At 67.7% G+C, this 26,633-nt stretch carries 26 protein-coding genes; 12 read left to right on the top strand and 14 right to left on the bottom strand.

What is annotated here, in order from left to right; translation table 11 throughout:
• Positions 1–21: 21 nt before the first annotated feature.
• The gene (locus ABZX86_RS37175; protein WP_355130664.1) at positions 22–804 is read left to right on the top strand and encodes a site-2 protease family protein; all 783 of its coding nucleotides are present in this window, start codon (positions 22–24) and stop codon (positions 802–804) included.
• On the opposite strand, the gene ABZX86_RS37170 is transcribed toward ABZX86_RS37175, so the two are convergent.
• On the bottom strand, positions 801–1,895 hold the full coding sequence (locus ABZX86_RS37170) for an FUSC family protein (protein WP_355130764.1): 1,095 nt from the start codon (positions 1,893–1,895) through the stop codon (positions 801–803). The two genes, ABZX86_RS37175 and ABZX86_RS37170, sit on opposite strands and share 4 nt — an antisense overlap.
• A gap of 61 nt (positions 1,896–1,956) precedes the next feature.
• The gene (locus ABZX86_RS37165) at positions 1,957–2,391 is read right to left on the bottom strand and encodes a DUF3151 domain-containing protein (RefSeq protein ID WP_355130663.1); all 435 of its coding nucleotides are present in this window, start codon (positions 2,389–2,391) and stop codon (positions 1,957–1,959) included.
• A gap of 2,520 nt (positions 2,392–4,911) precedes the next feature.
• Between ABZX86_RS37165 and ABZX86_RS37160 the strand changes: the two genes are divergently transcribed.
• Both ABZX86_RS37160 and ABZX86_RS37155 read left to right on the top strand, forming a co-directional pair.
• On the top strand, positions 4,912–5,379 hold the full coding sequence (locus tag ABZX86_RS37160) for a hypothetical protein (protein WP_355130661.1): 468 nt from the start codon (positions 4,912–4,914) through the stop codon (positions 5,377–5,379).
• A 243-nt stretch (positions 5,380–5,622) separates the two neighbouring features.
• Positions 5,623–6,672, top strand: a complete 1,050-nt coding sequence (locus ABZX86_RS37155) for a fused (3R)-hydroxyacyl-ACP dehydratase subunits HadA/HadB (RefSeq protein WP_355130659.1) — start codon at positions 5,623–5,625, stop codon at positions 6,670–6,672.
• Positions 6,673–6,741: 69 nt separating this feature from the next.
• On the opposite strand, the gene ABZX86_RS37150 is transcribed toward ABZX86_RS37155, so the two are convergent.
• Positions 6,742–8,208, bottom strand: a complete 1,467-nt coding sequence (locus ABZX86_RS37150; RefSeq protein WP_355130657.1) for a DUF4185 domain-containing protein — start codon at positions 8,206–8,208, stop codon at positions 6,742–6,744.
• 177 nt (positions 8,209–8,385) lie between these two features.
• Here ABZX86_RS37150 and ABZX86_RS37145 point away from each other — a divergent pair, with 177 nt between their 5' ends.
• Positions 8,386–8,664 (top strand): hypothetical protein, encoded by a 279-nt coding sequence (locus tag ABZX86_RS37145; protein ID WP_355130655.1) that lies wholly within the window; start codon positions 8,386–8,388, stop codon positions 8,662–8,664.
• Positions 8,665–8,671: 7 nt separating this feature from the next.
• On the opposite strand, the gene ABZX86_RS37140 is transcribed toward ABZX86_RS37145, so the two are convergent.
• Positions 8,672–9,790 carry a BTAD domain-containing putative transcriptional regulator gene (locus ABZX86_RS37140; protein WP_297623671.1) on the bottom strand — a complete coding sequence of 373 codons (1,119 nt, stop codon included), beginning with the start codon at positions 9,788–9,790 and terminating at the stop codon, positions 8,672–8,674.
• 121 nt (positions 9,791–9,911) lie between these two features.
• Positions 9,912–10,949 carry a class II fructose-bisphosphate aldolase gene (gene fbaA, locus ABZX86_RS37135; protein WP_355130653.1) on the bottom strand — a complete coding sequence of 346 codons (1,038 nt, stop codon included), beginning with the start codon at positions 10,947–10,949 and terminating at the stop codon, positions 9,912–9,914.
• A 174-nt stretch (positions 10,950–11,123) separates the two neighbouring features.
• On the opposite strand from fbaA, the gene ABZX86_RS37130 reads away from it, so the two are divergent.
• Together ABZX86_RS37130 and ABZX86_RS37125 are read left to right on the top strand one after the other, a co-directional pair.
• Entirely contained in the window at positions 11,124–11,813 is a 690-nt protein-coding gene (locus ABZX86_RS37130; protein WP_327146308.1) for a VTT domain-containing protein, read from the top strand.
• Between the two features lie 7 nt (positions 11,814–11,820).
• Positions 11,821–12,531, top strand: a complete 711-nt coding sequence (locus ABZX86_RS37125; protein ID WP_355130651.1) for a DedA family protein — start codon at positions 11,821–11,823, stop codon at positions 12,529–12,531.
• 53 nt (positions 12,532–12,584) lie between these two features.
• On the opposite strand, the gene ABZX86_RS37120 is transcribed toward ABZX86_RS37125, so the two are convergent.
• The 3 genes from ABZX86_RS37120 to ABZX86_RS37110 are packed head-to-tail and all read right to left on the bottom strand — an operon-like array spanning position 12,585 to position 14,827.
• The gene (locus tag ABZX86_RS37120; protein ID WP_355130649.1) at positions 12,585–13,727 is read right to left on the bottom strand and encodes a glycoside hydrolase family 76 protein; all 1,143 of its coding nucleotides are present in this window, start codon (positions 13,725–13,727) and stop codon (positions 12,585–12,587) included.
• A 45-nt stretch (positions 13,728–13,772) separates the two neighbouring features.
• Positions 13,773–14,456 carry an RNA methyltransferase gene (locus ABZX86_RS37115; protein ID WP_355130647.1) on the bottom strand — a complete coding sequence of 228 codons (684 nt, stop codon included), beginning with the start codon at positions 14,454–14,456 and terminating at the stop codon, positions 13,773–13,775.
• A gap of 44 nt (positions 14,457–14,500) precedes the next feature.
• Positions 14,501–14,827: a DUF4190 domain-containing protein gene (locus ABZX86_RS37110; RefSeq protein ID WP_355130645.1), complete on the bottom strand. Its 327-nt coding sequence runs from the start codon at positions 14,825–14,827 to the stop codon at positions 14,501–14,503.
• Between the two features lie 141 nt (positions 14,828–14,968).
• Between ABZX86_RS37110 and ABZX86_RS37105 the strand changes: the two genes are divergently transcribed.
• The 6 genes from ABZX86_RS37105 to ABZX86_RS37080 all read left to right on the top strand — a co-directional run bounded on the left by ABZX86_RS37105 (position 14,969) and on the right by ABZX86_RS37080 (position 20,939).
• On the top strand, positions 14,969–16,360 hold the full coding sequence (locus ABZX86_RS37105; RefSeq protein ID WP_355130643.1) for a sensor domain-containing protein: 1,392 nt from the start codon (positions 14,969–14,971) through the stop codon (positions 16,358–16,360).
• Between the two features lie 136 nt (positions 16,361–16,496).
• Positions 16,497–17,138 (top strand): response regulator transcription factor, encoded by a 642-nt coding sequence (locus tag ABZX86_RS37100; RefSeq protein ID WP_355130762.1) that lies wholly within the window; start codon positions 16,497–16,499, stop codon positions 17,136–17,138.
• A gap of 79 nt (positions 17,139–17,217) precedes the next feature.
• Positions 17,218–17,796, top strand: a complete 579-nt coding sequence (locus ABZX86_RS37095; protein ID WP_355130641.1) for a Uma2 family endonuclease — start codon at positions 17,218–17,220, stop codon at positions 17,794–17,796.
• A gap of 75 nt (positions 17,797–17,871) precedes the next feature.
• Complete coding sequence (locus ABZX86_RS37090) at positions 17,872–18,318, top strand: hypothetical protein (protein ID WP_355130639.1); 447 nt, start codon at positions 17,872–17,874, stop codon at positions 18,316–18,318.
• A 175-nt stretch (positions 18,319–18,493) separates the two neighbouring features.
• Positions 18,494–19,843 carry a cytosine permease gene (locus ABZX86_RS37085; protein ID WP_355130637.1) on the top strand — a complete coding sequence of 450 codons (1,350 nt, stop codon included), beginning with the start codon at positions 18,494–18,496 and terminating at the stop codon, positions 19,841–19,843.
• On the top strand, positions 19,830–20,939 hold the full coding sequence (locus ABZX86_RS37080; RefSeq protein WP_355130635.1) for a phosphotransferase: 1,110 nt from the start codon (positions 19,830–19,832) through the stop codon (positions 20,937–20,939). The genes ABZX86_RS37085 and ABZX86_RS37080 overlap by 14 nt, the downstream gene beginning before the upstream one ends.
• A 186-nt stretch (positions 20,940–21,125) precedes the next feature.
• On the opposite strand, the gene ABZX86_RS37075 is transcribed toward ABZX86_RS37080, so the two are convergent.
• The 6 genes from ABZX86_RS37075 to ABZX86_RS37050 all read right to left on the bottom strand — a co-directional run bounded on the left by ABZX86_RS37075 (position 21,126) and on the right by ABZX86_RS37050 (position 26,557).
• Positions 21,126–21,812, bottom strand: coding sequence for a lysoplasmalogenase (locus ABZX86_RS37075; protein WP_355130633.1), 687 nt, complete (start codon positions 21,810–21,812; stop codon positions 21,126–21,128).
• A 14-nt stretch (positions 21,813–21,826) separates the two neighbouring features.
• Entirely contained in the window at positions 21,827–22,885 is a 1,059-nt protein-coding gene (locus ABZX86_RS37070; RefSeq protein ID WP_355130631.1) for a beta-ketoacyl-ACP synthase III, read from the bottom strand.
• A gap of 86 nt (positions 22,886–22,971) precedes the next feature.
• Positions 22,972–23,517, bottom strand: a complete 546-nt coding sequence (pyrE, locus tag ABZX86_RS37065) for an orotate phosphoribosyltransferase (protein WP_297623653.1) — start codon at positions 23,515–23,517, stop codon at positions 22,972–22,974.
• 8 nt (positions 23,518–23,525) lie between these two features.
• On the bottom strand, positions 23,526–24,326 hold the full coding sequence (locus ABZX86_RS37060) for an SDR family NAD(P)-dependent oxidoreductase (RefSeq protein WP_355130629.1): 801 nt from the start codon (positions 24,324–24,326) through the stop codon (positions 23,526–23,528).
• 180 nt (positions 24,327–24,506) lie between these two features.
• Positions 24,507–25,628: a hypothetical protein gene (locus ABZX86_RS37055; protein WP_355130627.1), complete on the bottom strand. Its 1,122-nt coding sequence runs from the start codon at positions 25,626–25,628 to the stop codon at positions 24,507–24,509.
• Between the two features lie 59 nt (positions 25,629–25,687).
• A complete protein-coding gene (locus ABZX86_RS37050; protein ID WP_355130625.1) occupies positions 25,688–26,557 on the bottom strand; it encodes a DUF5666 domain-containing protein in 870 nt (289 codons plus the stop codon).
• Positions 26,558–26,633: the final 76 nt, after the last annotated feature.

The raw sequence follows: 26,633 nt of genomic DNA, 5'->3' as shown, positions 1-26,633 counted from the left end.
GGTTCTCATACAAGGAGTCCGATGAGCTCTCCCCGCGCGCTCGGCCGAACCCCGGGGGCCGTGCGGCCGAGCCCGATCTTCCTGCTGGTCATCGCGATTGCCGTGGCGGGTGGCGTGGTGGCGTGGATCTCCGATCTGCTCTCGCGCCAGGCCCAGTTCGGCGTTTTCGTCATGGTGGTGGCGGGCTGGATCGTCTCGCTCTGCCTGCACGAGTTCGCGCACGCGTATGTGGCGTGGCGGGCCGGGGACCGGGATGTGGAATTGCGCGGGTATCTCACGCTGAATCCGCTGAAATACAGTCATCCGCTGCTGTCGATCGGGTTGCCGATCCTGTTCATCGCCATCGGCGGGTTCGCGCTGCCGGGTGGTGCGGTGTACGTGAATTCGGGGGCCTTCAACGCCCGGACGCAGCGGACCGTGAGCGGTGCGGGTCCGGCGGTCAATGCCGCGTGCGCGATCGTGCTGCTGATCATCGTGCGGCTGTGGGGCAGTTCGTCCTCGCACGCCGCATTCTGGTTCGGCCTGAGTTACCTTGCGTTCCTGCAGATCATGGCGACCGTGCTGAATCTGATCCCGGTGCCGGGCACGGACGGTTACGGGATTCTGGAGCCGTCGCTGAGCTATGAGACGCGGCGGTCCATGGATCAGATCAAGCCGTACGGACTCTTGATCCTGATCGCGCTGCTGTTCGTGCCGCAGATCAATATCGCGTTCTTCGACGGCATTCGCGCGCTGTTCGGCCTGTCGGGCGTGCCGTCGATCTGGTCGAGCTGGGGCGGATCGCTGACGCGCTTCTGGACCTAATCGATCGGCGTCACATAGGGATTCGGCACGGTCGGCGGCAGCAGGGCGATGGACGAGAGCCTGCGCATACCGCACACCTGCATGAGATCTACCAGGATCGAACGGATCTGAGCGAACACCACGTGCGCGGAAATGCCCGCGCCCTCGACCATGTCCTTGGTGGCGCCCTTGGCGACCGAACGCAGGACGCGGGTGGCCTCCGCGGCATCGGGTTGTTCGCCGGGATCGGCGAGGACCATTTCGCGGACCACCTCCACGGCCTTGCCGAGCTGCTCCACCTCGAGGGTCAGGCTCGGGTTGAGGACCTCGTCGTCACGCACGAGAGACAGTGCGCGGCGCAGCAATACGCGGGTATTGCGGACGGCATTGTCGATCGGGTCCGCGGTGTCCTGAATGCGCTCCAGGCGGGCGCGCGAATTCCAGTACAGCGGTGAGATTCTGCTGATCTCCCGGCCGCCCGCGAGAGTGCTGCGCAGGGTGTCGAGACGAGTCTGGGTGCCGCGCACCGCCTCCAGCGCCGCCTTGATCTTGTCGGCGTCGTGCTCCAGCAGTCCGTCCGCGGCATCGGTGAGCGCCTTGCCCATGACACCGAGAATGTCGGCCGCCTGCTGTCTGGCCCGGCGCACCGGATGCAGCGGGATCGCCGCCACCACGACAATGCCGACCATGCCGCCGACCAGGGCATCCACAATGCGGAAGTGCGAAGCTCCGCTGTGCGGCGGGATCAGGGTGGCGACCAGCACCGCCGAGGACGCCGCCTGCATGGTGATGACCGGTCCGCCGTCCAGGAACACCGCCGCGCACATGGCGAAGATCACCAGCAGCGAGATCTGCCAGACGCCGGTGCCGAAGTAGGAGACGAACAGGTCGCCGATGCCGATGCCGACGGAGACACCGGCGATCAACTCGACCGCCCGGCGCAGACGGGCGCCGAACGACACACCGATCGAGATCATGGCGGCCATGGGCGCGAAAAACGGCTGTGGGTGACCGATTATCTTATGTGCGATGAACCAGGCCAGGCCCGCCCCGACCGCGCACTGCACGATCGGCAGCAGCGAGAGACGAACCCGGGCGGCTGCGGTGCGCATGCGTGCCACACCGCTGTCCTTGGCGGCGTCGAAGGTGGTGCCCAGGCCACTGGTCAAAGTGTCAGTCGAGCCCGAGTTCGCCCGCGGCGCGCGGGTCGCAATCCTCGAGCAGGTCCAGGCAGCGGGCGTATTCGTCGTTCTCGCCGATGGTGCGGGCGGCCTTGGCCAGCACCGCGACGGCACGCAGGAAACCCTGGTTGGGTTCGTGGCTCCACGGCACCGGGCCGAAGCCCTTCCAGCCATTGCGGCGCAACAGGTCCAGGCCGCGGTGGTAGCCGGTGCGGGCGAAGGCGTAGGCCGCCAGCGTGTCGGCGTTCACCTCGCCGGCGCCGGCGATGAGAGCGGCCTCGGCGAGGTACGCCCAGGCAATGGAGGCCGTCGGATGCGCGGCTGCGACCAGCACCGGATCCTGGTTCTCCAGCAGCGCTTCCTCCGCATCCGAGTTTTCCGGGAGGAGTACCGGTTGCGGTCCGAGCAGATCACCGAAGGACGTCATGCCGATCATTCTGCACCGACCATCGAAATGCTCAGTAGGCTGACCGTCGAATCACAGTTCCGCCGAAGCGAGGGGTAGCGCGTGTCCGACTCGAACGACGACCAGCAGCCACAGGACCCTGCCCGCCCGGCAGCCCCGGGCACGGGCGCCGAACAGGACACTCCCCAGGCGCCGGCCGGCAAGCAGCCGCCCGCATCGTCGAACCCGGCACCGACCGCCGCCACCGAAATCATCCGCACCCGCGGCGTCGCCCCCTCCCCCCTGCCCCCGACCCCGCAGGGCAAATCCAACTTCGCCACCATCAAGTACGAACCGGCCGAAGGCCCCACCACCCGCATCCCCACCACCCCCCGCGCGGGCACAACCCCGCCGAGCGGCCCGGGCCAGGGCGGCAACCCCGCCGCGCCGGGTAGTCCGGCCCCGCAAGGTGGTTCGACCCCCGGCGGCAACGCCGGGTCTGCGAGCGGTCCCACCCAGCAGGGCACCCCCGACTCTCGGAGTGGCGCTGCCGCACAAGGTGGTTCGATCCCGCAGCGCGGCGCTGCCTCCCAGGGTGGCAACGCCGGGTCGGCGAGTGGCCCGGCGTTGCAGGGCGGCCCCGCCGCACAGGCTGATTCCGCGCGGCAAGGTAGCGGACCATCGCAGAGTGGCTTTGCCGCACAAGGTAGTTCGATCCCCCAGCGCGGCGCGACCCCGCAGGGTGGCAACGCAGGGTCGGCAAGCGGTCCCGCCCAGCAGGGCGCCCCCGGCTCACAGGGCGCCCCCGGCTCACAGGGCGGCCCCGGCTCACAGGGTGGCCCCGCAGCGCAGGGTGATCCCGTGCGGCAGGATGGCGGTCCTTCGCAGAGTGGCTTTGCCGCACAGCGTGGCTCGGCTCCGCAGGGTGGCAACCCGGCGTCGGCGAGTGGTCCCACGTCGCAGGGCGGCCCGAGCTCGCAGGGTGATCCCGCGCGGCAAGGTGGCCCCGCTTCGCAGAGTGGCTCTGTCGCACAAGGCGGTTCGGCGCCGCGGGGTGGGCCCGGTTCTCAAGGCGGTTCCGGTTCGCAGGGCGGCCCAGGCTCGCAGAGTGACTTTGCCGCGCAGCGTGGTTCGGGCCCGCAGGGTGGCCCGGCCGCGCAGGGCGGCGGCGGGCAGCAGGGGGCTTCGCAGGTTTTCGGGGCGCGGCAGGTTGGGCGGTCGACTACGCCGGCGGGGCCGGGGAATCCGCCTCCGTCTGCGGATGTCACTACGCAGTTCAAAGTTGTTCAACGGCAGGATGCGCCGACCGGGTCGGCGCGCGGTGTGGGTGAGCAGGCGAATAGTGCCGCCGGACAGGCGGATAGCGCTGGCGCGGGCGGGAAGTCGGCGGCTGCGGCGGCGGCGGGCGCGGCGGCTGGAGCAGCTGGGCGGGGCCCTTCGGATGCGCCCGGTGATGATCGAAAGCAAGATGCGGGCGGTCAGTCCGATACTGCGGCCACCGGTTCCGGGGGGAATGCCGGTGGTGGGCAGGGTGGCTCACGTGGCGATGTCGCCGGTGCTGGGACGCAGGGCGGGCGCGATTCCAGCCAGGCGGGTGGCGCGGCGGGCGAGGTAGCTCAACCGGCTGCGGCGGCGCAGGGCGGTGCGTCAGGTGCGGGCGGGACCGGTGATGGTGCGCCGGGGTCCGGCGATGCGAAGGGCACGGGGCCGGACGGGGCTGCCGACTCGGATGGCACGGGCGGGAATGCCGGGGGCGGTGCGGATTCGAGGGCGGCGGATTCGGAAACCGTTGCGCTGTCGAAGGTTCCGGATGGGTCCGGGGACGCCACTACGCTGCTGCCGATCGTTACGGGTGAGCAGGCTACCGAGAAGATTCGGGTTTCGGGGCCGCAGGGGCGGGCGGTGAGCAAGCCGCCGGCGTCGCCGCGCTTGAATGCGGGGCCGCGCAATGTCGGTCCGCGCGGGAATGCGCCGGAGCAGGTGGGCGGGGTCGAGGAGACGCGGCCTTCGCCGCCGCCGCGGCCGAATGCGCCGCGCCAACCGGCAAGTGCGCCTTCGCCTGCCGATATGCAGCCGACCATGCCCGCACATCCGGTTCGCGGACCGCGCGCCGTTCCGCCGGGCCCGCAGCGGGTCGGGGCGGGCGCGCCGCAGGGTCCGAACGGACCTCAGGGACCCAGTGCACTGCAAGGTCCGAACGGACCTCAAGGTCCCGCTGCACCCCAAGGTCCGAACGGACCCCAGGGTCCCGGCGCACCACAGGGTCCGAACGGACCCAAGGGTGCCGGTCCAGTTCAAGGTCCGAATGGACCTCAGGGCCTCGGCGGACCTCAAAGTCCGAACGGACCTCAGAGCCCGGGTGGACCTCGAGGGCCCGGTGGCGGCCAGGGTGGCCTTGGCCCTCAGGCCGCCGGTGGCCAGGGCGCGCCTCAGGGTCCCGGTGGCGGCCAGGGCGCGCAGGGTCCCGGTGGCGGCCAGCAGGGCGCTGCGGGTGTTCAGGGGCCAGGACAGGACGCGACTCGGGTCATTGCCGCGCCGCAGCGGGTGCCTGCTGCCGGTGAAGTGGCGGAGCCTGCGGCGGCCGGTGGCGGATCCAAGAAGCGGGTCTGGATTATCGCCGCGGCGGCCGTGGCGGTGCTCGTGGTGATCGGCGTGGTGATCGCAGTGGCGAAGGGTTCGTCGGACAATTCGCCGGACTCGCAGGTCACGGCGTCGATTTCGACGTACACGGCGGGGCTGGCGGCCGGTGATCTGGACAAGCTGCGCGGTATCACCTGCGGCACGCAGCACGACTTCTACCAGAATATTTCGGCGGATCAGTTCGCCGGGGTGTACCGAACGTCGAAGGAGCAGAAGAGCATTCCGGTGGTGAAGAGCGTGGACGCCGTCAAGATCACCGGAGATTCCGCGATCGCGCAGGCCACGGTGTACACCGAGGCGGATCCGGCGAAAACGTCATCGCGCACGTTCAATCTGCAGCACACCACCGACGGCTGGAAAGTCTGCGATCCAGCCAACACTCCACACTGATCTGCTAACGCTCCACATCGACCTGCAGATGTTCCCTGTGGGCGGGTGACGCATTCGCGCACCTGCCCGCGATGAACATCACAAACACCTGGTCAGCAGACCAACACGCCGGTAATATAGCGCGGATTGTCTGGGCCAGCCATGACGGCACGTCGGCGCATGCGCGGCTTCGGCCGTCGGCTGCGCTGACACCGATCCGCCACCGGCCCACCAGGTTTCGAACTTTGCAGGGAGCTGAACACCATGCCGGAGACGGCCGAGGCGCTAGCCGCCACCACCGCCACCGATCTGGTCGGACGGCACTTCCGCGTCCGCGATCACTATGACGTGGGCCGTGAGAAGGTCCGCGAATTCGCGCGCGCCGTACGAAATGATCACCCCGCCCACCACCGGGAAGACGATGCCCTCGCGATCGGCTACTCCGGTCTGATCGCCTCGCCGACCTTCGCCTCGGTGATCGGCGCCGCCACCACCCGCGCACTGATCGGCACCGTGCTCACCGAGTACGACGTCTCGCAGTTCCTGCAGACCGATCAGACCTTCGAGTACCACCGCCCGATTCTGGCCGGTGACCTGCTGTCGGTGGATGTGGGCATCGAGCAGATCCGCTCCTACGGCGACAACGACTTCATCACCGTCAAGGTGACGCTGACCGACGCCGACGCCCTGCCGGTGCTGGTGGCTACCACCACCATCGTGGCCCGCCGCGGCGTGGAGATCGATCCGGCGAGCGCGGAGACGGTGATCGGCGTGGTCATGCACGGCCACGTCCCCGACGACTCCGGCGCCACCGATCCGACCGGGCTCATCCTGCTCGCGCCGGAGGAGGTCACCGATTTCCGCGACCCCGCCCCGGCCCGCCCGGTGCACACCACACCCACCGCCGCGACCCTGGTGGCCGGGACCGAACTGCCTGCCGCCAAAATGCCCGTCACCCGTGGCGATCTGGTGAACTACGCCGGAGTTTCCGGCGATCCCAACCCGATTCACTTCAGCGACGCCGCCGCACGCCTGGTCGGCCTGCCGACCGTGGTGGCGCACGGCATGCTCACCATGGGCCTGACCGCGAGCTACCTGGTGTCCTGGCTGGGCGATCCGGCCGCCCTCTCCAAGTTCAGCGTGCGCTTCTCCGGCTTCGTCCCGGTCGAGCAGACGGCGCCCACCTTCGTGGAGTTCACCGGCAAGGTGAAGTCCGTGAACGCCGAAACCGGTTCCGCCACCATCGTTCTCGGCGCCACCTCGGAAGGTAAGAAGCTCTTCGGCCGCGCCGTCGCCGACGTGCGCTTGTCCTGAACTCCCCCTCGGTCTGACCACAACGGGCGGCCGCGCATTTCGCGCGGCCGCCCGTTTTCTGTGCGCGCCTCACTCCAGGGTGGCGTGCATCAGGTAGACGTTGTAGTCGCTCCAGGTGGACATGGTGAAGTAGAGGTCTTTGCCGGTGGACCAGGGGTGGATGAAACCGCCGTAGAGTTCCGGGAATTGGAGGGCGCTGACGGTGGCGGTGCTGTCGGACCAGACGCCCTGGGGTGAATCCGATTCGCGCACAACGAGAGATGCCTTGGCGGTGTCCAGGTAGCTCATCTGCCAGATCTTGCGATCGGCGTCGTAGCGGACCGACAGTTCGCCGGCGGGTGCGTCGACAATCGGTGTGGCAGCGGCGTATCCGCCGACCGGCGTCCACTGGCCGTCCCGCCAGTACTGGTAGGCGGTGGTGTTGAGAACCTGATCCTTGGGCACCCGGGCCAGCCCGACCGACCCCAGCCGGGTATTGGGCGTGCCGAACATGTAGACGAAATCGCCCTGCGGCACCATGGCCGCCACCTGGAAGTTCGAGACGCCGAAGATATTGTCCCACTTGGCATGTGGGTCTTTTGTCCAGGTTTCACCGTGATCGTCGGAGTAGGCGAGGCCGCCGTAGTTGGTGTACCAGGTGCCCGGAATGCTGTTCCAGGTGCGAATGGACATATAGCTCATGTACTGCCGATCACCGATGGCGAAGCCCGAGGTCGGGATGGTGGTGATCTCGATATTGTCCATTTTGCGGCTGCTCAGCAGTTCGCTGGCGTGGCAGCGGTCGTCGGTGACCATGCGGTCGAAGACCACCCCGTCGGCGAGATTGCGATTGGTGCTGAAGGCCAGCAGATTACTGCGCCAGTCCTCACCCATACCGCCCGGCGGATGGAAGTCGCGGCCCACGGTGTCACCGAAGGCGACGGCGACCTCCCCGGGCGCGCTCTCCCACATGATGCCCAGATCGGTGCCCTGCACCTGCCAGCGCTTATCGGTGCGGTTGACCGAATCTGCCCCGGTCAGCTTGGCGACCTCGTGCACGTCCGATACCTGCGGCGCGGGCCGGGCCGGGGACTGCGCCGCGGCCTCGATGCTCGGGAACACCGGATCGGGGCCGGGCGGCACCGCGGGCGGATTCGGGTCGGGGAAGGCGAAATTGAACGGCTGCGGATGAATGATGAGCCGCGGAATCCCCAGCTGCTCAGCCGGACCGGGCGGCGGCACCGGCTGATCGGTGAGATCCGGGCACGGATTGATGCACGGATCGGTCGGCAGCTCCATCTTGACCCGCTTGGTGCTCTCCACCGCGGGCCCGGGATCCACCGTGACCACCGGATACGAGACCGGCACCTCCACGGTTTTGGGCACCAGCGATTCATGCGCTGGTTTCGGGTCGGTGTGGCACGCCCCGATACCGGGAATCGTCGCTACCGCACCGGGTTCCGCCGGAGCAGCCACGGCGATCGACGGGTTCGCGGACACCAGCACACCTGCCCCGAACACCACCGCTCCCACCGCGGCCAGCAGCCGCTCGGCCATGCACACAACCTCTCGCCAATTCGGGCCCACCGGACACATCCGGCCGCAGACCCTACCCGCCGCCCCCGGCGAACGACCGGCACTCGCCCAAGATCGATCGAATCGATATCCAGCGGATCGCCGCGCGGATAAATACGAACCGAAACCAACTGGGCAGCAGCGTAATACAGTGGGGTCGTGTACGTGGAGGACGTAACCCTGACCGGGCCGATCAGCGTGGAACTGGCCGAGGAACTCGCTCAGCTCACCAGCTGCCATACCTCGCACATCATTCTGACCTGCAAGGAACACCGGCTATTCGTCGGCATGCTGCCGCTGTGCCTCGACGATCTGGAGCTGTGCGCGGGCGACACCATCACCGTCACCGTGAGCGGCGGCTACCGGCCACCCGATATGGAAGACCGGCAGGCGCTGCGGGAAACGGTGGATCTGCTGGCCAAAGCCGGCGCCGCCTGACCGCCCGTCAGCGCGTGGCTTGAAAGATGAAGACAGTAGCGCCGATCCGAATGGCGTCACCGTCGGCGAGCACCGCGGCACTCTCGATGGCCGCCTCGTTGATGTACACCCCGTTCGCCGAATGCAGATCCTTGATGAGCAATCCGGCCCGGCTGGGCGTGATGTGCGCGTGGTACCGACTGGCCTTGGGATCGTCCAGCACCAGATCGTTGTCGGTCATCCGGCCGATCTTCATACCGCCCACCGCAATGGGCAGCACCCGGCCCTCCGCGGTGAGCAACTGGCCCGCCCGCACCGCCCGCGGCATTTCGGTGACCGTCTCGGTCATGGCCTTGGCCAACCGCTCGACCTCGGCGATCTGCCCGGTCAGCAAGGGTTCCTGCCGCAGCACCTGCTGTTCCAGCGCCACCAGCGCCGGACCCGGATCGATGCCGAGCTCATCGGAGAGCACACCGCGCACCCGGCGGCAGGCCTCCAGCGCGTCGGCCTGCCGGCCCGATAGGTACAGCGCCGTGATCAGCTGCGCCCACAGCGGTTCCCGCAGCGGATGCGCATTGGTCATGGACACCAGCTCGCCGACCACCGATGAGGCTCGCCCGCAGGCAATTTCGGCATCGACCCGGGCGGAGGCGACCAGCAGCCGCTCCTCATCCATTGCGGTGGCGAAACTTTCGGCGAAGGACAGCCCCGGCAGATCGTCCAGCGCGCGCCCGGTCCACTCGGCCAGGGCCGCCGCGTACAGTCGCGCCGCGCCCTCGTGATCGCCCGCATTGGCGGCCTCGGTACCGGATCGGCGAATGCTCTCGAAACGCCCGATATCGCAATTCTCATCGGGGATTTCGAGCCGGTACCCGGAAGATTCGGTGCGCAGCACGGCGGCCGGATCGATGCCCGCATTGCGGAGCGTCTTCCGGATATTCGAGACGAACACCTGCAGGCTGGCCTGATAGGAGTCCGGCGGTTCGTCGTTCCAGACGATATCGGCCAGGGCCTGCGAGGACACCGCACGCCGCCGGTTCACCGTCAATGCCGCCAGCAGTGCGCGCGGCTTCGGGCCGCCGACCAGTACCGGCCGGCCGCCGACCAGCACTTGCACAGGTCCGAGGACCCGCACATCGAGAGTCATTGCGCTGCACCTCGTATTACAAGCGAGCCGCCGCGGCGACCGATTCGGTCGGAGACCGAACGGCTACCGCGGCACGCTCTGCTCACCTGGCCGGAGTTTTCTCCGGCCTCGGGTTTCAACCTTACTTGGCGCTGATGGAGCGACCGGCCGACTTCAGGTCGTTGGCGGCCTCGAAAACGCGTGCGGCCATGGAGGACTCCGCCTTCTTGAGGTAGCTGCGCGGGTCGTAGACCTTCTTGTTGCCGACCTCACCGTCGATCTTCAGCACGCCGTCGTAGTTGGCGAACATATGCCCGGCCAGCGGGCGGGTGAAGGCGTACTGGGTGTCGGTGTCGACGTTCATCTTCACCACGCCGTAGCGCAGCGAATCCTCGATCTCCGACTTCAGCGAACCGCTGCCGCCGTGGAAGACGAAGTCGAACGGCTGCGCGTCGGGGCCCAGACCCAGCTTGGCGGCCGCGACCCGCTGGCCCTCGGCCAGCACCTCGGGCTTGAGCACCACATTGCCGGGCTTGTACACACCGTGCACATTGCCGAAGGTGGCGGCGAGCAGGTACTTGCCGTTCTCGCCGGCGCCGAGCGCGTCGATGGTCTTCTGGAAATCCTCGGGGGAGGTGTAGAGCTTCTCGTTGATCTCGGCCTCTACGCCGTCCTCTTCACCGCCGACGACGCCGATCTCGACCTCGAGAATGATGTTGGCCGCGTGGCACTGCTTGAGCAGCTCCTTCGCGATCTCCAGGTTCTCGTCGATCGGAATCGCCGAGCCGTCCCACATGTGCGACTGGAACAGCGGGTTCTGCCCGGCCTTCACACGCTCGGCCGAAATGGCAAGCAGCGGGCGGACGAAGGTGTCCAGCTTGTCCTTCGGGCAGTGGTCGGTGTGCAGCGCGATGGTGATGTCGTACTCAGCCGCGATCACATGCGCGAACTCGGCGAGCGCGACCGCGCCGGTCACCATGCTCTTCACACCCAGGCCGGAACCGAATTCGGCGCCGCCGGTGGAGAACTGGATGATGCCGTCACTGCCCGCGTCGGCGAAACCCTTGATCGCGGCATTGATCGTCTCGGACGAGGTGCAGTTGATCGCGGGGAACGCGAAGGAGTTCTCCTTGGCCCGAGCAATCATCTCGGCGTAGATCTCCGGAGTCGCGATGGGCACAATGACCTCCGTAGTGGTGTGCTGTGTACAACAAATTCTGTCAGGCGACACCCTAGGGCAGTCGTGTTTCGCCATAAGCGGTGCCCTGGAAGCGAACCACCTGAGAGCACGCTGTGCGACATTCTGTGGCAGACCGCATTCACCGGTAGGGTGGTCGCCGTGACCTTGCTGGCCTTGTCAGATGCCGTGACGACCAACGCCGCCCTGCCCGCGATTCTCGATCCGATGCATCTCCTAACGGATACCTGGATGAAGCACGCGGTGCTCCCGGCGATCTTGGTGATTGTTTTCATCGAGACAGGGCTGCTGTTCCCGATCCTGCCGGGCGACTCGCTGTTGTTCACTGGCGGTCTGCTGTCCGCGCAGTCGAACCCGCCGGTCAATTTCTGGGTGCTGCTGTTCTCGGTCATCGTGATCGCGTTCCTCGGCGACCAGTCCGGTTACTGGATAGGCAGGGCCATCGGCCCCGCGCTGTTCCAGAAGGAGGACAGTCGCTTCTTCAAGAAGCGGTATGTCACCGAGACCCACGAATTCTTCGAGAAGCACGGGCCGAAGACCATCATCCTGGCCCGCTTCGTGCCCATCGTGCGCACGTTCATGCCGGTGCTGGCCGGTGTCTCGAAGATGGAATACCGCAAGTTCGTCACCTTCGACATCGTCGGCGCGATCCTCTGGGGTGGCGGCGTCACCGTGCTCGGCTACTTCCTGGGCAATGTCGAATTCATTCGTAAGAACGTTGAGGCCATCTTCCTGCTCATCGTGCTCGTCTCGATCCTGCCGGGCATCGTCACCGTGGTGAAGAACCTGCGCAATCGTGGCGCGGCGCCGGAGCTGGCCGCCACGTCGAACGAGCCGACGCACTGAGCCATCGGTGTCGACCACCCCACTAACCCTCGCGCTCAGCGGCTTCGGACCGCTCGAGACGGCCGGGCCGGTGCTGGTGTGGACTGTTGTCCTCACCTTCGTTTTCCTGGAGTGCGCGTTCATCATCGGGCTGTTCCTGCCCGGGGATTCGATGCTCATCACCGCCGGTGTCGTGCTGGCCTCGCAGGCCAGCGGCCAATTGCACATCTGGGCGCTGGCGGGCGGAACCATGATCGCCGCGGTCGCGGGCAATCAGGTCGGCTATGTGGTCGGACAGCGCACCGGGCATCACCTGGTGGCGCGTAAGAACGGCAAATACATCAATACCCGGAATCTCGGGCGGGTGGCCGAACTACTGCACCGGCACGGGTTCCTGGCCGTGCTGGTGGCGCGGTGGATTCCGTGGGTGCGCACGCTGTGCCCCATGGTCGCCGGGGCCGCGGAGATGGATCACCGCAAGTACACGATCGCCTCCACCATCGGCGCGATCATCTGGGCGCCGGTGCTGCTACTGGTCGGCTACTACGCGGGCAGCTTCCTGGAACAGGTGTCCTGGCTGATGCCCGCCGTGATCGGGACGCTCGTGGTCGGCTTGATTCTGGGCACCCTGGTCGGCGTACGCCAGTACCGGGCCGAAATGTCGCGGCCGGTCGAGGATTTCGACCTCGACAGCGAATGCGAAACCGTGCCGCCCGAGGTGCGGCGGAAGAATATCTGACGTTCCACGCTGTTGATCCCGGCCGAAAGCATGCCGGGATGACGGGGTTCGAGTCAGAGTCCGGCGGCCGAGACGGTGTGCGCCGCCTCCATGAGCTTCCAGCCCGAAAGCTGAACGGACAGATCGCGTTCGGGGGTGCGCGAGGCGGAGACCGATCCCCCTTCGAAGCGCCCCGCACCCGATACCGCGGGTAGTCGGGCGGGTAATCGCCAGTCCGGGCCGAAGAGCGGATCGCCCTCCACCTCCAGGCGGTTCTCCCAGGCGGCCGTCGCGGAATCGCGCACGATGGCGGCCGCGGTGCGGCGCGCGTTGACCTGCGCGCTGTCCGCACCGGGCAGCATCAGCGCCATGAGCGCCAGGTAGCGCACGAGAATGCCGTTGAACAGGCCGCCGTCTCCGCCACCGCCGCCGATGACCACACCGCCACCGACCATATGCTCCTCGATCGCGGCGAGCAGGCGCACGGCCCGCTCGACGTGCCGGGGCTCCCCGGTGTGCACGGCGAGTTCGGTTTCCAGGCCCAGCACCACACCCTGGCAGTAGCTGTAGACGGGACGTTCGACCTCACCCGACGGCAGATGGACGCCGTCGAAGATGAGACCGGTTTCCTTGTCGCGCAGGGTGTTGTCGAGCCAGTCGGAGATCTCCTGGGCGCGGGCGTAGCGGCCGAGCCGGGCCATCGCAATACCGACCGGACCGTTCGCGGGGGCATTGAAGAAATCGGAGTTCTTGCGCCACGGCACCGCGCCGAACTCCGGCTCGAAACCGTTGTACAGCTCCTTGTCCAGCGCGATCAGCGCACCCCGGACCTCGGTGACCTGCTGGGTGCGCTCGGCACGCTCCAAAGAGATTGTCAGCCAGGCCATATCGTCGTAGTAGTTATTGGTCCAGCCGGAGAGATTGCGCATCCGCATACCGCGGGCGATCGACCAGATCCGGCGCTGCCGCACCGGTGTCGGCGCCCGATTCGCCGCATCCACCGCGCAGTCCACCAGATGCGCCTGCCACCAGTAGTGCCAGTTCGCGAAGCCGCGTTCGCGTTTGGTCGCGGGCCACCCCACCACCCCGAGCGCTGTTCCCGGCACCGCCCACAGCGTTCTCAGATGCCGCGAAACGATCGCCGACTCGGCCAGATCGGCACGCTCCGACCAGAGCGCAGCGGTCGGCTCGATATTGCGCCCGGTCCGCGAAGTCATAGGACAAATAGTGCCAGCCGCACGCCCGGTTTCGTGGCTGATTTGTTACCAGGCGTGTGACAGATCCGCATGTTCTCTGATCCAGGCATGCATGGCGATGCCCGCGGCCACACCCGCATTGATGCTCCGGGTGGAGCCGAACTGGGCGATCGACACGGTCAGGACGGCGGCGTCACGCGCGGCATCGGTGACGCCCGGGCCCTCCTGGCCGAAGAGCAGCAGGCAATCGCGAGGCAGCCGAGCGGTTTCCAGCGGGACCGAACCGGGAACATTGTCGACCGCGACCACGGTCAGGCCCTCGGCCGCGGCGAACTTCAGCAGTTCGGCGGTATCGGCGTGATGGTGGATGTGCTGGTAGCGGTCGGTGACCATGGCGCCGCGGCGGTTCCAGCGCTTGCGGCCGACAATGTGCACGGCGGCCGCGCCGAAGGCATTGGCGGTGCGCACGACCGTGCCGATATTCGCATCGTGACCGAAGTTCTCGATGGCCACGTGGAAGGGATGCCGGCGGCTGTCGATATCGGCGATGATGGCCTCGCGGGCCCAATAGCGGTAGGCGTCCACCACATTGCGGCGATCGCCGTGTGCGAGCAATTCCGGGTCCAGGCGCGGATCGTCCGGCGGTTCGGTGCCGTACTCCTCGCGCCACGGCCCGACCCCGTGCGGATGCTCACCCCATTCGGTAGGACCGGGGGCGAGCGATTCGTCGGCAGTCGGGCTGGAACTCACCTGCGTCATCGTAATGACAGGTCAGGGCGCACCTGCCCAGCCGGTCAGTGGCTGTTGATGATCGCGAACAGAATGATCCCGCCGTAGACCAGGATCGCCAGGCCGAGGATCACGGTCGCGACGATCCCGCAGATCATTCCGGCCAGCAGATTGCCGCTCCCGCCCAGCATGCCGCCCGAAAGCTGCACCTCCCGGCGGGCCTTGGCGCCCATCACCCACGCGACCGGGCCGAGCAGCATGGGGACCAGGCACAGGAACCCGCCGACCAGGCTGATGATCCCGAGCACCATGACCGTCGTCGCCTGCGGATGGTCCGGCGGCCGGATGGGGTAACCGGGATAACCCTGGTAGCCGTAAGGCGGATAGCTCACAGCACCATGGTATTTCGCCATATCCCGGAACGACGATTCATGCCGGAGCGCGACAAATCGCGCGATGGTCGTGCTGGCCACACCCCGTATCGACGGGTCTGCTCGCTCGTGCCCGGTACCGTCTGCCAGCCACGATGAGGTATGAGCGAAACGGCAGGATTCCCCACTATCGTGCTCGATATGCCCGATCCGGAACCCGCGCCGCCGCCGCGCCCCGATCCGGCCGCCATGCTGCGCACCTTCCTGCTGACCCCGTTCCGGGCGCGCACCTGGAAGGAATTCGCCTATCTGATCATCACCTTCGGGCTCGGCTGCATCGGCGCGGTCTACCTTGCCTTCGGATTCGCGGGCAGCCTGTACGCGTTCATCGTCCTGATCGGCATCCCGCTGATGGCCTGCGTCATCCTCGGCGGCCGGATCTGGGGCCGGATCTACCGGGTGCTGTCCACGCTGCTGCTGGGTACGCCGCTGCCGGAGCCGCCCCCGTTCACCTTCCGGCCCGGCATCTGGGGCTGGCTGCGCGGTGCGTTCACCGATCGAACCTCCTGGCGCGCAGTGCTTTTCCTGGCCTTCGAGGGTGTGCTCGGCATCGGGGTCGGCTATCTGACGCTGATGGTCGTCGCCATGACGGGATTCCTGGCGCTCTCCCCCATCCCGTGGGCGCTGTTCAATCCCACGAATGTGGATGCCGATGGGGTGGAACACCATTCGCTCATGCAGTTCAACCAGTACTTCGTGGACACCTGGCCGCGAGTGCTCGCCTTCTCGGCGCTGGGCGTGCTGGGCTGCTTCCTGCTGCCGTGGCTGATCCGCGGCGTCTGCCTGCTGCACCGGTTGCTGGGGCAGTGGCTGCTCACACCCACCGCCCGCGACCGCCGGCTGGTCGAACTGCAGGAGAGCCGGCGTGCCGCGGTCGACGATTCCGCCGCCACCCTGCGCCGGCTGGAACGCGATCTGCACGACGGCACCCAGGCGCGACTGGTCAGTATTGCCATGATGCTCGGCCGCGCCGAGGAGCGGCTGGCCACCGGCGGCGACGCCGGTGAACTCATCGCCCAGGCCCGCACCGGTTCCAAGGAGGCGCTGACCGAACTGCGCGAACTGGTGCGCGGCATCCACCCGCCCGCACTGGATCTGGGACTGGAGGCCGCCCTGGAAACCCTGGCCGCCCGGTGCGCGATACCGGTGGAGCTGCGGGTGCTGCTGCCGGTGCGCCCCAGCCCCGCCATCGAGGCCATCGCCTACTTCTCGGTGGCCGAACTGCTCACCAATGTGGTGAAACACGCTGGTGCGAACCGCATCTGGGTGGCGGTCCTGCCCACCGGCGCGGACGCCCTGATGGTGAGCGTGCGCGACAACGGCCAGGGTGGTGCGCTGCAACCGGCGATCGGCCACGGCGAAGCCGCTGTCGCGGGCGGGCTTTCGGGCCTGGCCGCCCGCGCCCGCTCGGTCGACGGCACCCTGACTGTGGACAGCCCCAGCGGCGGTCCCACCGTCGTGACACTGGTCCTACCCTTGGCCGGCCCACAGTGAAGGCGTCCGCACGCGCCACACGAGCGGACCGCCGCGACGAAGCGATAGCCGGGCCATGCGCTCCGGCCGCCGACCGTGATCGCGCCGAGCACCCGAGCGCCGCATGAACGGCACCGCGGGCGCCGGGCCTGTGCCGTTGCGGGTGGTGATCGCCGAGGACAACGGGATTCTGCGCGATGGGCTGACCGCGCTGCTCACCGAGCGTGGTCATGCGGTGGTCGCGGCGGTGGGTGATGCGGACGGGCTGGCGGCGGCCGTGGGTGAGTACCGTCCCGATGTGGCGGTGGTGGATGTGCGCATGCCGCCGAGCTTCACCGACGAGGGTTTGCTGGCGGCCCTCGCGCTGCGCCGCAGTCATCCCGAAATCGGGGTGCTGGTCTTCTCGCAGTGGATCGAAACCCGCTATGCCACCGAACTTCTCGCCTCCGGAGCGGGCGGGGTGGGCTATCTGCTCAAGGATCGGGTGGCCGATATCGGTGATTTCGTGGATGCCCTGCAACGGGTCGCGACCGGCGGCACCGCACTCGATCCGGAGGTGGTGAGCCAGCTGATGGGTGCGGCCCGGCAACAGGATTCGCTGGCCAGGCTCACGCCGCGCGAGCGGGAGGTGCTGGAACTGATGGCGCAGGGCCTGTCCAATTCCGCGCTGGCGCAGGCGCTCACGGTGACCGAACGAGCGGTGGAGAAGCACATCGGCAATATCTTCACCAAGCTGGAGTTGCCGCCGTCGGATCTGCATCACCGGCGGGTGCTGGCGGTTCTGCGATTGAAGGGTTGAAACGTCGCTGCGGGGTTGCCGAGCGTGAAAGACTGGCGGAATGCGTCGGTCGAGTCCTGCGGTAGCGCTGGCGGAAACAATGAAAGCTGTTGAGTCCTGGCCTGATCACCTGTTGACACTGGCCGAATGGTCGGCGTTCCCCGAGGAGCAGCGCGGGCGCTGCCGCGAACTGGTGGACGGAGTGCTGGTACTGGCGCCGCAACCGCCCCGCCATCAGCTGGCGGTGTGGCGGCTGGCGGCCCAGTTGGAACCCGCGCTACCCAGGCGGGTCGCGGCACTGGCCCGCATCGAATTGGTCATCGAGCAGGCACATCCGGCAACCGTCCGAGTGCCGGACGTGCTGGTGGTGGGCGGTGAGGCGGGCGCGGCGCATGCCACCCGGGTACTGCCCCCGGATGTATTGGCGGCCATCGAGATCGTCTCGCCGGGCTCGCGCCGCACCGATCGGGTCATGAAATTCGCGGAGTACGCGCAATGCGGTATCGAGCACTACTGGCTGCTCGATACCGAAGGGTCGGTGCGACTGTCCACGCACCGGCTGCGCGACAGCCGCTACGAACCGACCGGTGAGTACTCGGGACAGGTGACCCTCGAACTGGACGGCATCACCCTCCCCCTCGACCTGGATGCGCTTACCGCACTGCGCACAACGGCCTGACCTCGCCCGATCCGCTACGCGGACGGAAATTCGGGACTATCCTGGAGTCCCGGAAGCCGTGGTTGGAGGGTCTCGATGGACCACGCGCGTATTTTTCGCACTGTGCTCGGCGTGACGGCCGCATATGTCGTCTCACTCTGCATCTGGCTGGCCTGGCTCGAGCCACTGACTCCACCCGGCACCGTACCGCTGCAGATAGTTGTGCTCGTCGGCCTGTTCGGCACCTTCCTCGGCCTCGGAATGCTGCTGGCGCAGCAGCCCTCTCGCCAGGATCGGCGGCTCAAGCGCTACGGCCTGGAGGGCTGGGCGACCATCGAGGGTGTGCACCCGCTCAGTCGCACCGATCACTGCACCGAGCTCACCGCACTCGATCTGGAATTGGTGGTGCCGGGGTCGGAGACCTATCACGGCAGCATCGTCTTCGACGTCGAACCGGTGGTGCAGCCGAGAATCGCAGTGGGCGGCATACTTTCGATCCGCGTCGATCCGCGCAACCGCGACCGCATCATGCTGTGCCTGTGAGAGCGACCGAGCGGTGGCGCTGAGGACGGTGTGGATCCCGGCCGAAAGCACGCCGGGATGACGAGCGGGCCAGGCGGGACAGCGGGCGGGCCACGGCTGGATGGCGGGCGGTGTCCCGCCCGCGAGGGCGGCTAGCTGCCCGTTTTGCCCGACCCGCCCCGTAGCATCACTGGTCATGACCACCGCTACACCGCCCGACCGCCAGGAAGCGCCGCTGCTGCTCGATACCGAGCCGCCGCGCACGCTGAGCTTCAGTGACCAGGCGGCCTTCTGGCTGAATCTCGGCGTCAGCCTCATCGGGTTCAGCGGTGCGGCCTACGTCCTGTTCCCCACCGGCCATCCGCCGCTGCCGATCGCGGGCGCGTTGCTGGCCACCCTGGTGGGCACCGTGGCCGGTATCGCCATGGTCGCCGGCACCGGAGCGGTCGGCACCCGAACCGGCGCGCCCGCCATGGCGGTGCTGCGCGGACTCTTCGGCACCAAGCTCTCCTACCTGCCGACGGCCGCCAATATCGTGCAGTGCATCGGCTGGGGCGTGTACGAACTCACCGTCATCGCGCTGGGTGTTTCGGCGCTCACCCACGATCATGTTCCGCACGCACTGGTGATCGTGGCAGGGGGCGTGCTCTCCACCGTCATGGCCATCTGGCCGTTGCGAGTTATGCACATCCTGCGCAAGTACGTGGCTGTGGCGGTGGGCATCGCGCTCATCTACTTCACGATTCAGCTACTGCGGCAACCGATTCCGGCGGTCACGGGCACCAGCTGGAGCGGATTCTTCCCGGCTGTGGACACCACGCTCGCGGTATCGGTGTCGTTCGTGCCGCTGGCCGCCGACTACACCCGGCACTCGCGCTCGGCGCGTACCGCTGCCGGAGCCACCGTGCTCGGCTACTCGGTGGCGCAGTTCTGGTGCTATCTGCTCGGCATTCTCGCCATTCTGCAGGCGGGCGGCGATGCCACCCGCATCTTCGACACCTTCCTCGGCGTCACGGCGGGCTGGGCCTTCTTCGCGGTGCTGGTGCTGCGGGAGGCCGATCAGTCCTTCGCGAACGTGTACTCGACCGCCATGTCCATCCAGAACCTGCTGCCACGGGTGGACCGCCGCCTGCTGACCCTCGGTGTCGGCGTGGTCGTCACGCTGCTGGCGCTGCCGGTGCACGACTTCAGCAGCTACGCCAATTTCCTCTACCTGATCGGGTCGGTCTTCGTGCCTCTGAGCGCGGTGCTGATCGTCGACTACTTCTTCGGCAGCGGACGGCACGGCTGGAATCTCGCTCAGGACGCTCCCACCCGCCCGCTCATGCTGCTGCCCTGGATCTGCGGATTCGTGGTCTATCAGCTCTGCAATCCGGGCTCCATCGACTGGTGGGTGAGCTTCTGGACCAAGGTGCAGGACGGCATCGGTTTCCATCCCGGCTGGTGGTCCTCGGCCTCCCTGTTCTCCTGGCTGGTGGCCGCTGCGGTGACCGCCGTTCTTGTTGTGGCACAGCGGCGGAGGGCACCGGCCGATGGCAGGGTCTGATTCCGCAGCGGGTGAGCGTGTCTTCGGGATGGGGTCGGATCCGCTGGTCGCACCCGACTGGCCGCCGCTGACCCAGCCCGAGATCATGACCCTGCTCGATGCGGACGCCGTCATCGAATGGCGCAGTCCCCGACCACTTTCCGCCACCGCGCAGGTCCGCGCCGCCAGCGGCCTCGTGGTCATCGTCAAGCGGCTGCCGCGCAGCCTGCGTGATGCGGCAGCGCTCGCCGAGGAGCACGGCTTCATGAATCACCTGCGGGAGAACGGAATTCCGATCCCGCGAGTGCTGCTCACCCGCGAAATGGGCGAATTCGTCTACGAGGTACAGGAACTGGGGATCGGCGACGATCTGTACCGGGGAACGTTCACCTGGTCGCCCTATCAATCCCTGGCGCAGGCCGAATCCGCCGGGCGCATGCTGGCCCGAGTGCACCTGGCCGCACTCGGATACGACGCTCCGGCGCGGCCGCCCCGCCCCCTGCTGGGGAGCTTCACGGTCTTCTCCTCCCCCGATCCGATCGCGGCCATCGAAAAACTGGCCGCCGCCCGCCCCGCGCTCACCGCATTCCTGGACGCACGCGACTGGCGCACCGATGTGGAGCGCCTCCACCTACCGTTCCACGCCCGCCTCCACCCGCTACTGGACGGCCTATCCCCCAGGTGGACCCACAATGACTGGCACGGCACCAACCTGCTCTGGCAGTACGAAACCCCCTCCACCGTCATAGATTTCGGCCTCTGCGACCGCACCACCGCCATCCACGACGTCGCCATCGCCCTCGAGCGCTGCGCCGTCGACTGGATCTCCCTGCGCAATGGCGGCCCCGCACGCATCCAGGTCGACCAGGTCGACGCCCTACTCCACGGCTACGAATCCCTCCGCCCCCTCACCAGCGCCGAATCCCGCGCCCTCCCAGCACTGCTCCCCCTGGTCCACGCCGAATACGAACTCTCCGAAATCGACTACTTCCTCAGCGTCATCCCCACCGGCAACCCCCCCAACGCCGAAATCGCCTACCACCACTACTTCCTCGGCCACACCGAGTGGTGGACAACCGAAGGCGAGCCCCTCCTCACCCACCTCCGCCACCGCTGAGCGAAAACCCGCATCCCGGCGTGCGCGTCGGCGCACCCATCGTCATCCCGGCGCGCTTTTGGCCGGAATCCACCGCAAACGAATTGGGCCGCTGTGGATCCCGGCCAAAAGCATGCCGGGATGACGGGGCAGCCTCCGCGCACCCGGGATGACGGGGCAGCCTCCCGCACCCGGGATGACGGGCTCTCAGCGGTGGGCGCGGGGATCGGCCAGGAGATATTGGGCAGCGGCGTAGGTTCCGAGGATGACACCCTCGGTGACGTGGCGGGAGCGAGGGGTGCGGGCGAAGATCTTGCGCAGCACTATGAGGCCGTCGGAGATGGTGAAGAGGAGAGCGCCGAGGCCGAGGCGGGTGCGGGGGTCGCGGCCTGGGATGTTCAGGCCTGCAATGTTTTTCGCGCCGGGGGCGAGGCCGGGGTCGCCTGCCAGGGTGGCGGCGGTGCCGAGGGTGGCTCCGTATGCGGTGAGCGGCAGAGCGACTGTGGGAGCCTTAGCGCGCATGAGGGCGGCAGCGCCCAGCCAGGCGGCGAGGCGAGGTGCGGCGATTTGGGGGCGGGGGCGGGCGCCGCGACGCCACCACAGCCAGGAGTAGGCCGACTGCATGAGCGCGAAAGAGGAAGCGCCCGCGATCAATCGGCGATCGTCGTCCGGTGCGATGAGCAGGATGTCGCCGACCGTCGCCGCGGCGAGGGCGCCGAGCAGCACGGTGCGGTCCGCCGGGTCGAGGCCGTCGTCATTGGTGGCGACATCCGCCGCCAGCAGCGGCATCAGCAAAGGCTTTGCGGCCCACTGGAGTTTGTCGCGGCCGGTGACGGCGCCGAACACCGTCACGGCTGCGGCGCCGGCAAACGCGGCTCGGAATGGCCTGGGCATCAGCGGATCTCGGCTCAGAAGCTGGCTTCGGCCGGGGCGGGGGGCAGCACGGCGACCTGGCCGGCATAGGACAGGCCCGCGCCGAAACCGAGCAGCAGCGCGAGCTGACCGCCCTTGGCCTTACCGGTCACCAGCATCTCCTCGATGGCGAGGGGGACCGACGCCGCCGAGGTATTGCCGGTGTTCTCGATGTCATTGGCCATGGGCAGATCGTCGGGCAGCCCGAGGTTCTTGCGCATGAGCTCGTTGATGCGGGCATTGGCCTGATGCGGAACGAACACCTCGATGTCCTCCTTGGCCACACCCGACAGCTCGATGGCGCTGGAGAGCGCGCGCGGCAGCGTGACCGCGGCCCAGCGGAAAACCTTGGGGCCCTCCATATGCAGCGACATGCGCCCGATGGGCTCGACCTCGGGATCGGTGCCCTGCATGGCCTGCGCCTTGTTCATGTACGCGAGGAAGTCCACGTCCTGGGAGATGGCCTCGGCGTTCTCGCCGTCGCTGCCCCACACCGTCGGGGAGATGCCGTTCTCCTCGCTCGGGCCGATCACGACCGCGCCCGCACCGTCGCCGAAGATCATGGCGGTGCCGCGATCGGTCGGGTCGAGTCCGACGGTCATGGTCTCGGCGCCGATGACCAGAATGTATTCGGCCGAGCCCGAACGGATCATGTCCGTCGCCACCCCGAGGCCGTAGCAGAAGCCACCGCAGCCGGAGACCAGGTCGAAGGCCGGAATACCGTTCATGCCCAGGTCGGAGGCGACACTCGGCGCGCCGTGCGGGGTGAGTTTGAGCCAGCTGGAGGTGCACAGCACCAGGGCGCCGATCTTGGACCGATCGATGCCGGTGTTCTTCAGCGCGCGCTCGCCCGCCGCCACCGACATCGATCGAATCGTCTCGTCGCCACTGATCCAGCGCCGGTTGTGAATGCCGGTGCGGTCGAAGATCCACTCGGGAGTGGAGTCGAGCCGCTCGCACACCTCAGCATTGCTGACGATGCGCTCGGGGCGATAGGCACCGATGCCGAGCATCGCAACATTCTGATGACCCTTGTTGATTGCAATGCTCACCACAGGTGACTCACACGACCCTTCACAACAGCAGTTCGACAACATTGTCGGACAGAAAACCAGCACTCAGGCTAACCCAGGGCACCGAATCAGCCCAGAGCCAGATCCTTCAGCCCGAGAATGGACCGATACTCCAGTCCTTCAGCCGCGATCACGCCATCGGCCCCGGTTTCCCGGTCCACCACAGTCGCCACACCGACCACAATGGCACCGGCGTCACGCAGTGCGCGCACCGCGGTGACCGGCGAGTTACCGGTCGTCGTGGTGTCCTCCACCACCAGTACGCGCTTGCCCACGATGTCGGGCCCCTCGATCTGCCGCTGCATGCCGTGCGTCTTGGCGGCCTTGCGGACCACGAACGCATTGACGGGCCGGCCCGGTGCGTGCAGCACCGCGGCCGCTACCGGATCCGCACCCATCGTGAGCCCGCCGACAGCCTCGAAGTCCCAGTCCGCCACGAGCTCACGCAGCAGTTTGCCGATGAGCGGCGCCGCCTCGTGGTGCAGGGTGGCGCGCCGCAGGTCCACGTAGTAGTCGGCTTCCTTGCCCGAGGACAGGGTGACCTTGCCGTGCACGACAGCGAGTGCGCGCACCAGTTCGGCCAGTCTGTCCCGGTCGGTCGTCGTTACCTGCATTGCTGTGTCTATGTCCTTCCGCGTGCGTTGAAAAGGCCACGATTCAGGCGGGTCACCAGGGACCGTGGGATCAGTCCGGCGACCGCGGCGATCGCTTTGTACTGCGCGCCGGGCACGCTGATCACCCGGTTCTTCTCCAGATCGGCCAGTGAGCCCGCCACCACCTCGTCCACGGTCAGCCACAGGGGTCGCGGCAGCGAGCCCATATCGATTCCGGCCCGTTCGTGGAATTCGGTGTGGACGAACCCCGGGCACAATGCCTGCACCCGGACTCCGGTCCCGGCCAGCCCGCCTGCCAGCCCTTGCGAGAAGGATACGACGTACGCCTTGGAGGCCGAATAGGTCGAACCCCTACCGGGTATCAGACCGGCCATGCTGGCCAGATTCACCACCGTGCCGTCGGCGGCGTGCACCATGGACGGCACCGCCGCCCTGGTCAATTGCACGACCGCGGTGACGTTCACATCCAATTGCGCCTGCAGGGCGTCCGGCGCCAGCGTCCAGAACTCACCGGACAGATCGAATCCCGCATTGTTGACCAGGAATTGGACGCCCTCGCCCAGCCGGGCGGCCACCCGATCCCGATCCGCCGCGAGCGCCAGATCGGCGGGCAGCACCTGTGCGCGCGCCCCGAATCGCACCTCGACCTCGTGGGCGAGTGTCGCGAGCCGCGCTCGGTCCCGCGCCACCAGCACCAGGTCGTAGCCGAGGGCCGCGAGCCGCAGCGCGTACGCCTGACCGATACCGGACGTCGGCCCGGTGACCAAGGCCACGGGGCGATGCGCACCGGGCAAACGCGCGGCGCTCATCGCGGCGTCATCTACATGATCATCAGGAGAGCTCTCGGTCATCGACAACCCGTCACTCGCACGATATGGGCACGGTCGGCGATGACCGGGACTGCGGACCCATTGTGGTCCCTCGCGGCTCTCCGCGCGGCGAATACACGCACGAAAACGCCCCGGTCTTGTAGACCGGGGCGTGGCGACTCACCGGGGAGCGGGTCCCTGGAACGGCCGGAAGCCGGGATGGAAGGGGCCGCCGGGCGGGGCGCTGCGGCCCTGATCCTTGCGCCAGCCCTCTTCGGGCTCTTCGTCCGGAAGGTCTTCGGAGTCGTCCTCGTGCCAGTCGCCGGATTCGGCGTCGTGCCAGTCGTCGTCGCCGACCAGGGGGCGGCGGGGCCGGCCCTCGGCGTCCTCGTCGGACCACTCGCCCTCGGCCTCGGGTGCGGGTGGCCAGTTGCGGCGCGGGCGATTACGCGGATCCGGCACGACTTTCAGTGCGGGGCGCCAGTTCTCGGACTCGGACTCGGATTCCTCGCCGGCGATATCGTTCAGCAGCGGGCTGTACTCGTCCTCGTCGTCCGGTTCTCCGGCACGCGCCGGGCGGGCGGCGGGGCGGTCGTAATCGCCGTCCTCGTCATAACCGTCGTAGTCCTCGTCCTCCGGAACCGGGTGCGAGCGACCGGGTTCCGGAAGTTCGTCGCGACCGCGCTCGGAGCTGATGACCGGCGGCAGCACGTGCAGCAGCCCGGACAGCCGCAGCACCGCGTCGATGGCCATCTCCCAGTCCTTGGACACGGAGGCCACGTGCAGCATGCCGAGGGTCCAGTTGCCCTCACTCCACAGCTGCTGCACGGTATCGGGCAGCGATTCGATGAACGCCACCATGCGCTGGTCCACGGCATGCCTGGCGATATCCGGATTCGTGGCGAACACGACCCGATCACCAATGGCGCCAAGGAGTTCCAGATCGTGGTCCTTGGGCGGTGCGGCCGTCTTCAGGCGCAGGTCGATATCGATGTCCGAGCCGATCTGCCGGCGCACCGCGACCAGGGTGGCGGCGTCCTCCAGATCGAAGAGCACGAACTTCTCGCCCTTGCGGTTGCCGGACACCACATCCACCGCGGACAGGTAGCCGAGCTTGGCGAGCGCGCCGCGCCGCCAGGTGGAGGCCAGCGCCGGTTCCACCGAGACATAGGTGTAGCCCTGGGATTTCGCCCAGACCTGTCGCACATGTCCCGTGCGCTGCCGTTGCAGCCGATCGAAATAGAGCAGCACGATCGCACCCACCAGCGCGATCGCCGCCAACCCGAACCATATAGCCGTCATCGCCGCCTACCCTATCCAGCCGGGCGGGTGTGTGCCCGGTACGCCTGCACCCTTATATGTCACCGAGGTCCACCCGGCAGCGATGTGCTGATGATGATCTTGGCCTGAACGGATCCGTCGGCGTTCTTGTCGCCCTGCACCATCACCATCTCGCCCACGGGTAGATCCGCCACCTTGGTACTGCTCAGCGAAATCACCTGCGTCCGTTCATCGGTGTGCACGGTCACCGTAGTGCCGGACAGGGAGGTCATGGTCAGGGTGGTGCCGTCATTGCTCGCGATGGTGCCCATATTCGCGCCGAGCTGGTCGATATCGCCGAGGCCGGGGATGGTCGGGACACCGCTCGGCGGCGACTGCGCGGAGGTGTTGCCGGGGAAGCCCGGGATCGCGAATCCGGTCGTTCGCGTGGTGGTCGCCGAGGCGGCACTGTCGGACGAATCCTTGTGCGCCAGTAGCACTCCCACCACCACGCCGACCAGTGCGACCAGCGCGAACGCGGCGATGCCGAGGCCGATCCAGAGGTTGGTCCGCGAGGGTGGTGGCGGTGGCCCCGGCTGCTGCGGGAACCCTGCCGGTTGATACCCGCCGCCGGGCCCACCGGGTCCGCCCGGATACCCGGGCGCGGCGTACTGGGCAGTCGGCCCGTAACTCATGCCTCCGGGGTTGCCCGGCGTCGGCCCGTAGCCGGACACCGGCGGATAGGCGGCGGTCGGCGGATACTCGCCGCCGCTCTCGTAGCCACCCCACTGCGGGTCGTGCGGCGGCAGCACCCGGGTGGCCTCCGGCCCCTGCTGCTGCGCGAAGTATTCGGTCGGCGAGACTTCCGAAGGCTGCCCCGCCTGCCCGGCGCCGGACCCGACCTTCTCGGTCGGACCATCCACCGGCTCAGGTTCGGGCCGCCGCGACCACGGATCGCTCGGACTAGTCATGACCTCCAGACTAGGTGGCCGAGCTCGCTCGAGCCTTGAACTCGGGCTGTGTTTAATTGCCTACGCTTCGCTTCGG

It is taken from the genome of Nocardia sp. NPDC006630 (genome assembly GCF_040611495.1).
GTDB lineage: Bacteria > Actinomycetota > Actinomycetes > Mycobacteriales > Mycobacteriaceae > Nocardia.
Note: the sequence above shows the minus strand (reverse complement) of the source record. Positions and strands in the feature narration are given on the sequence as shown.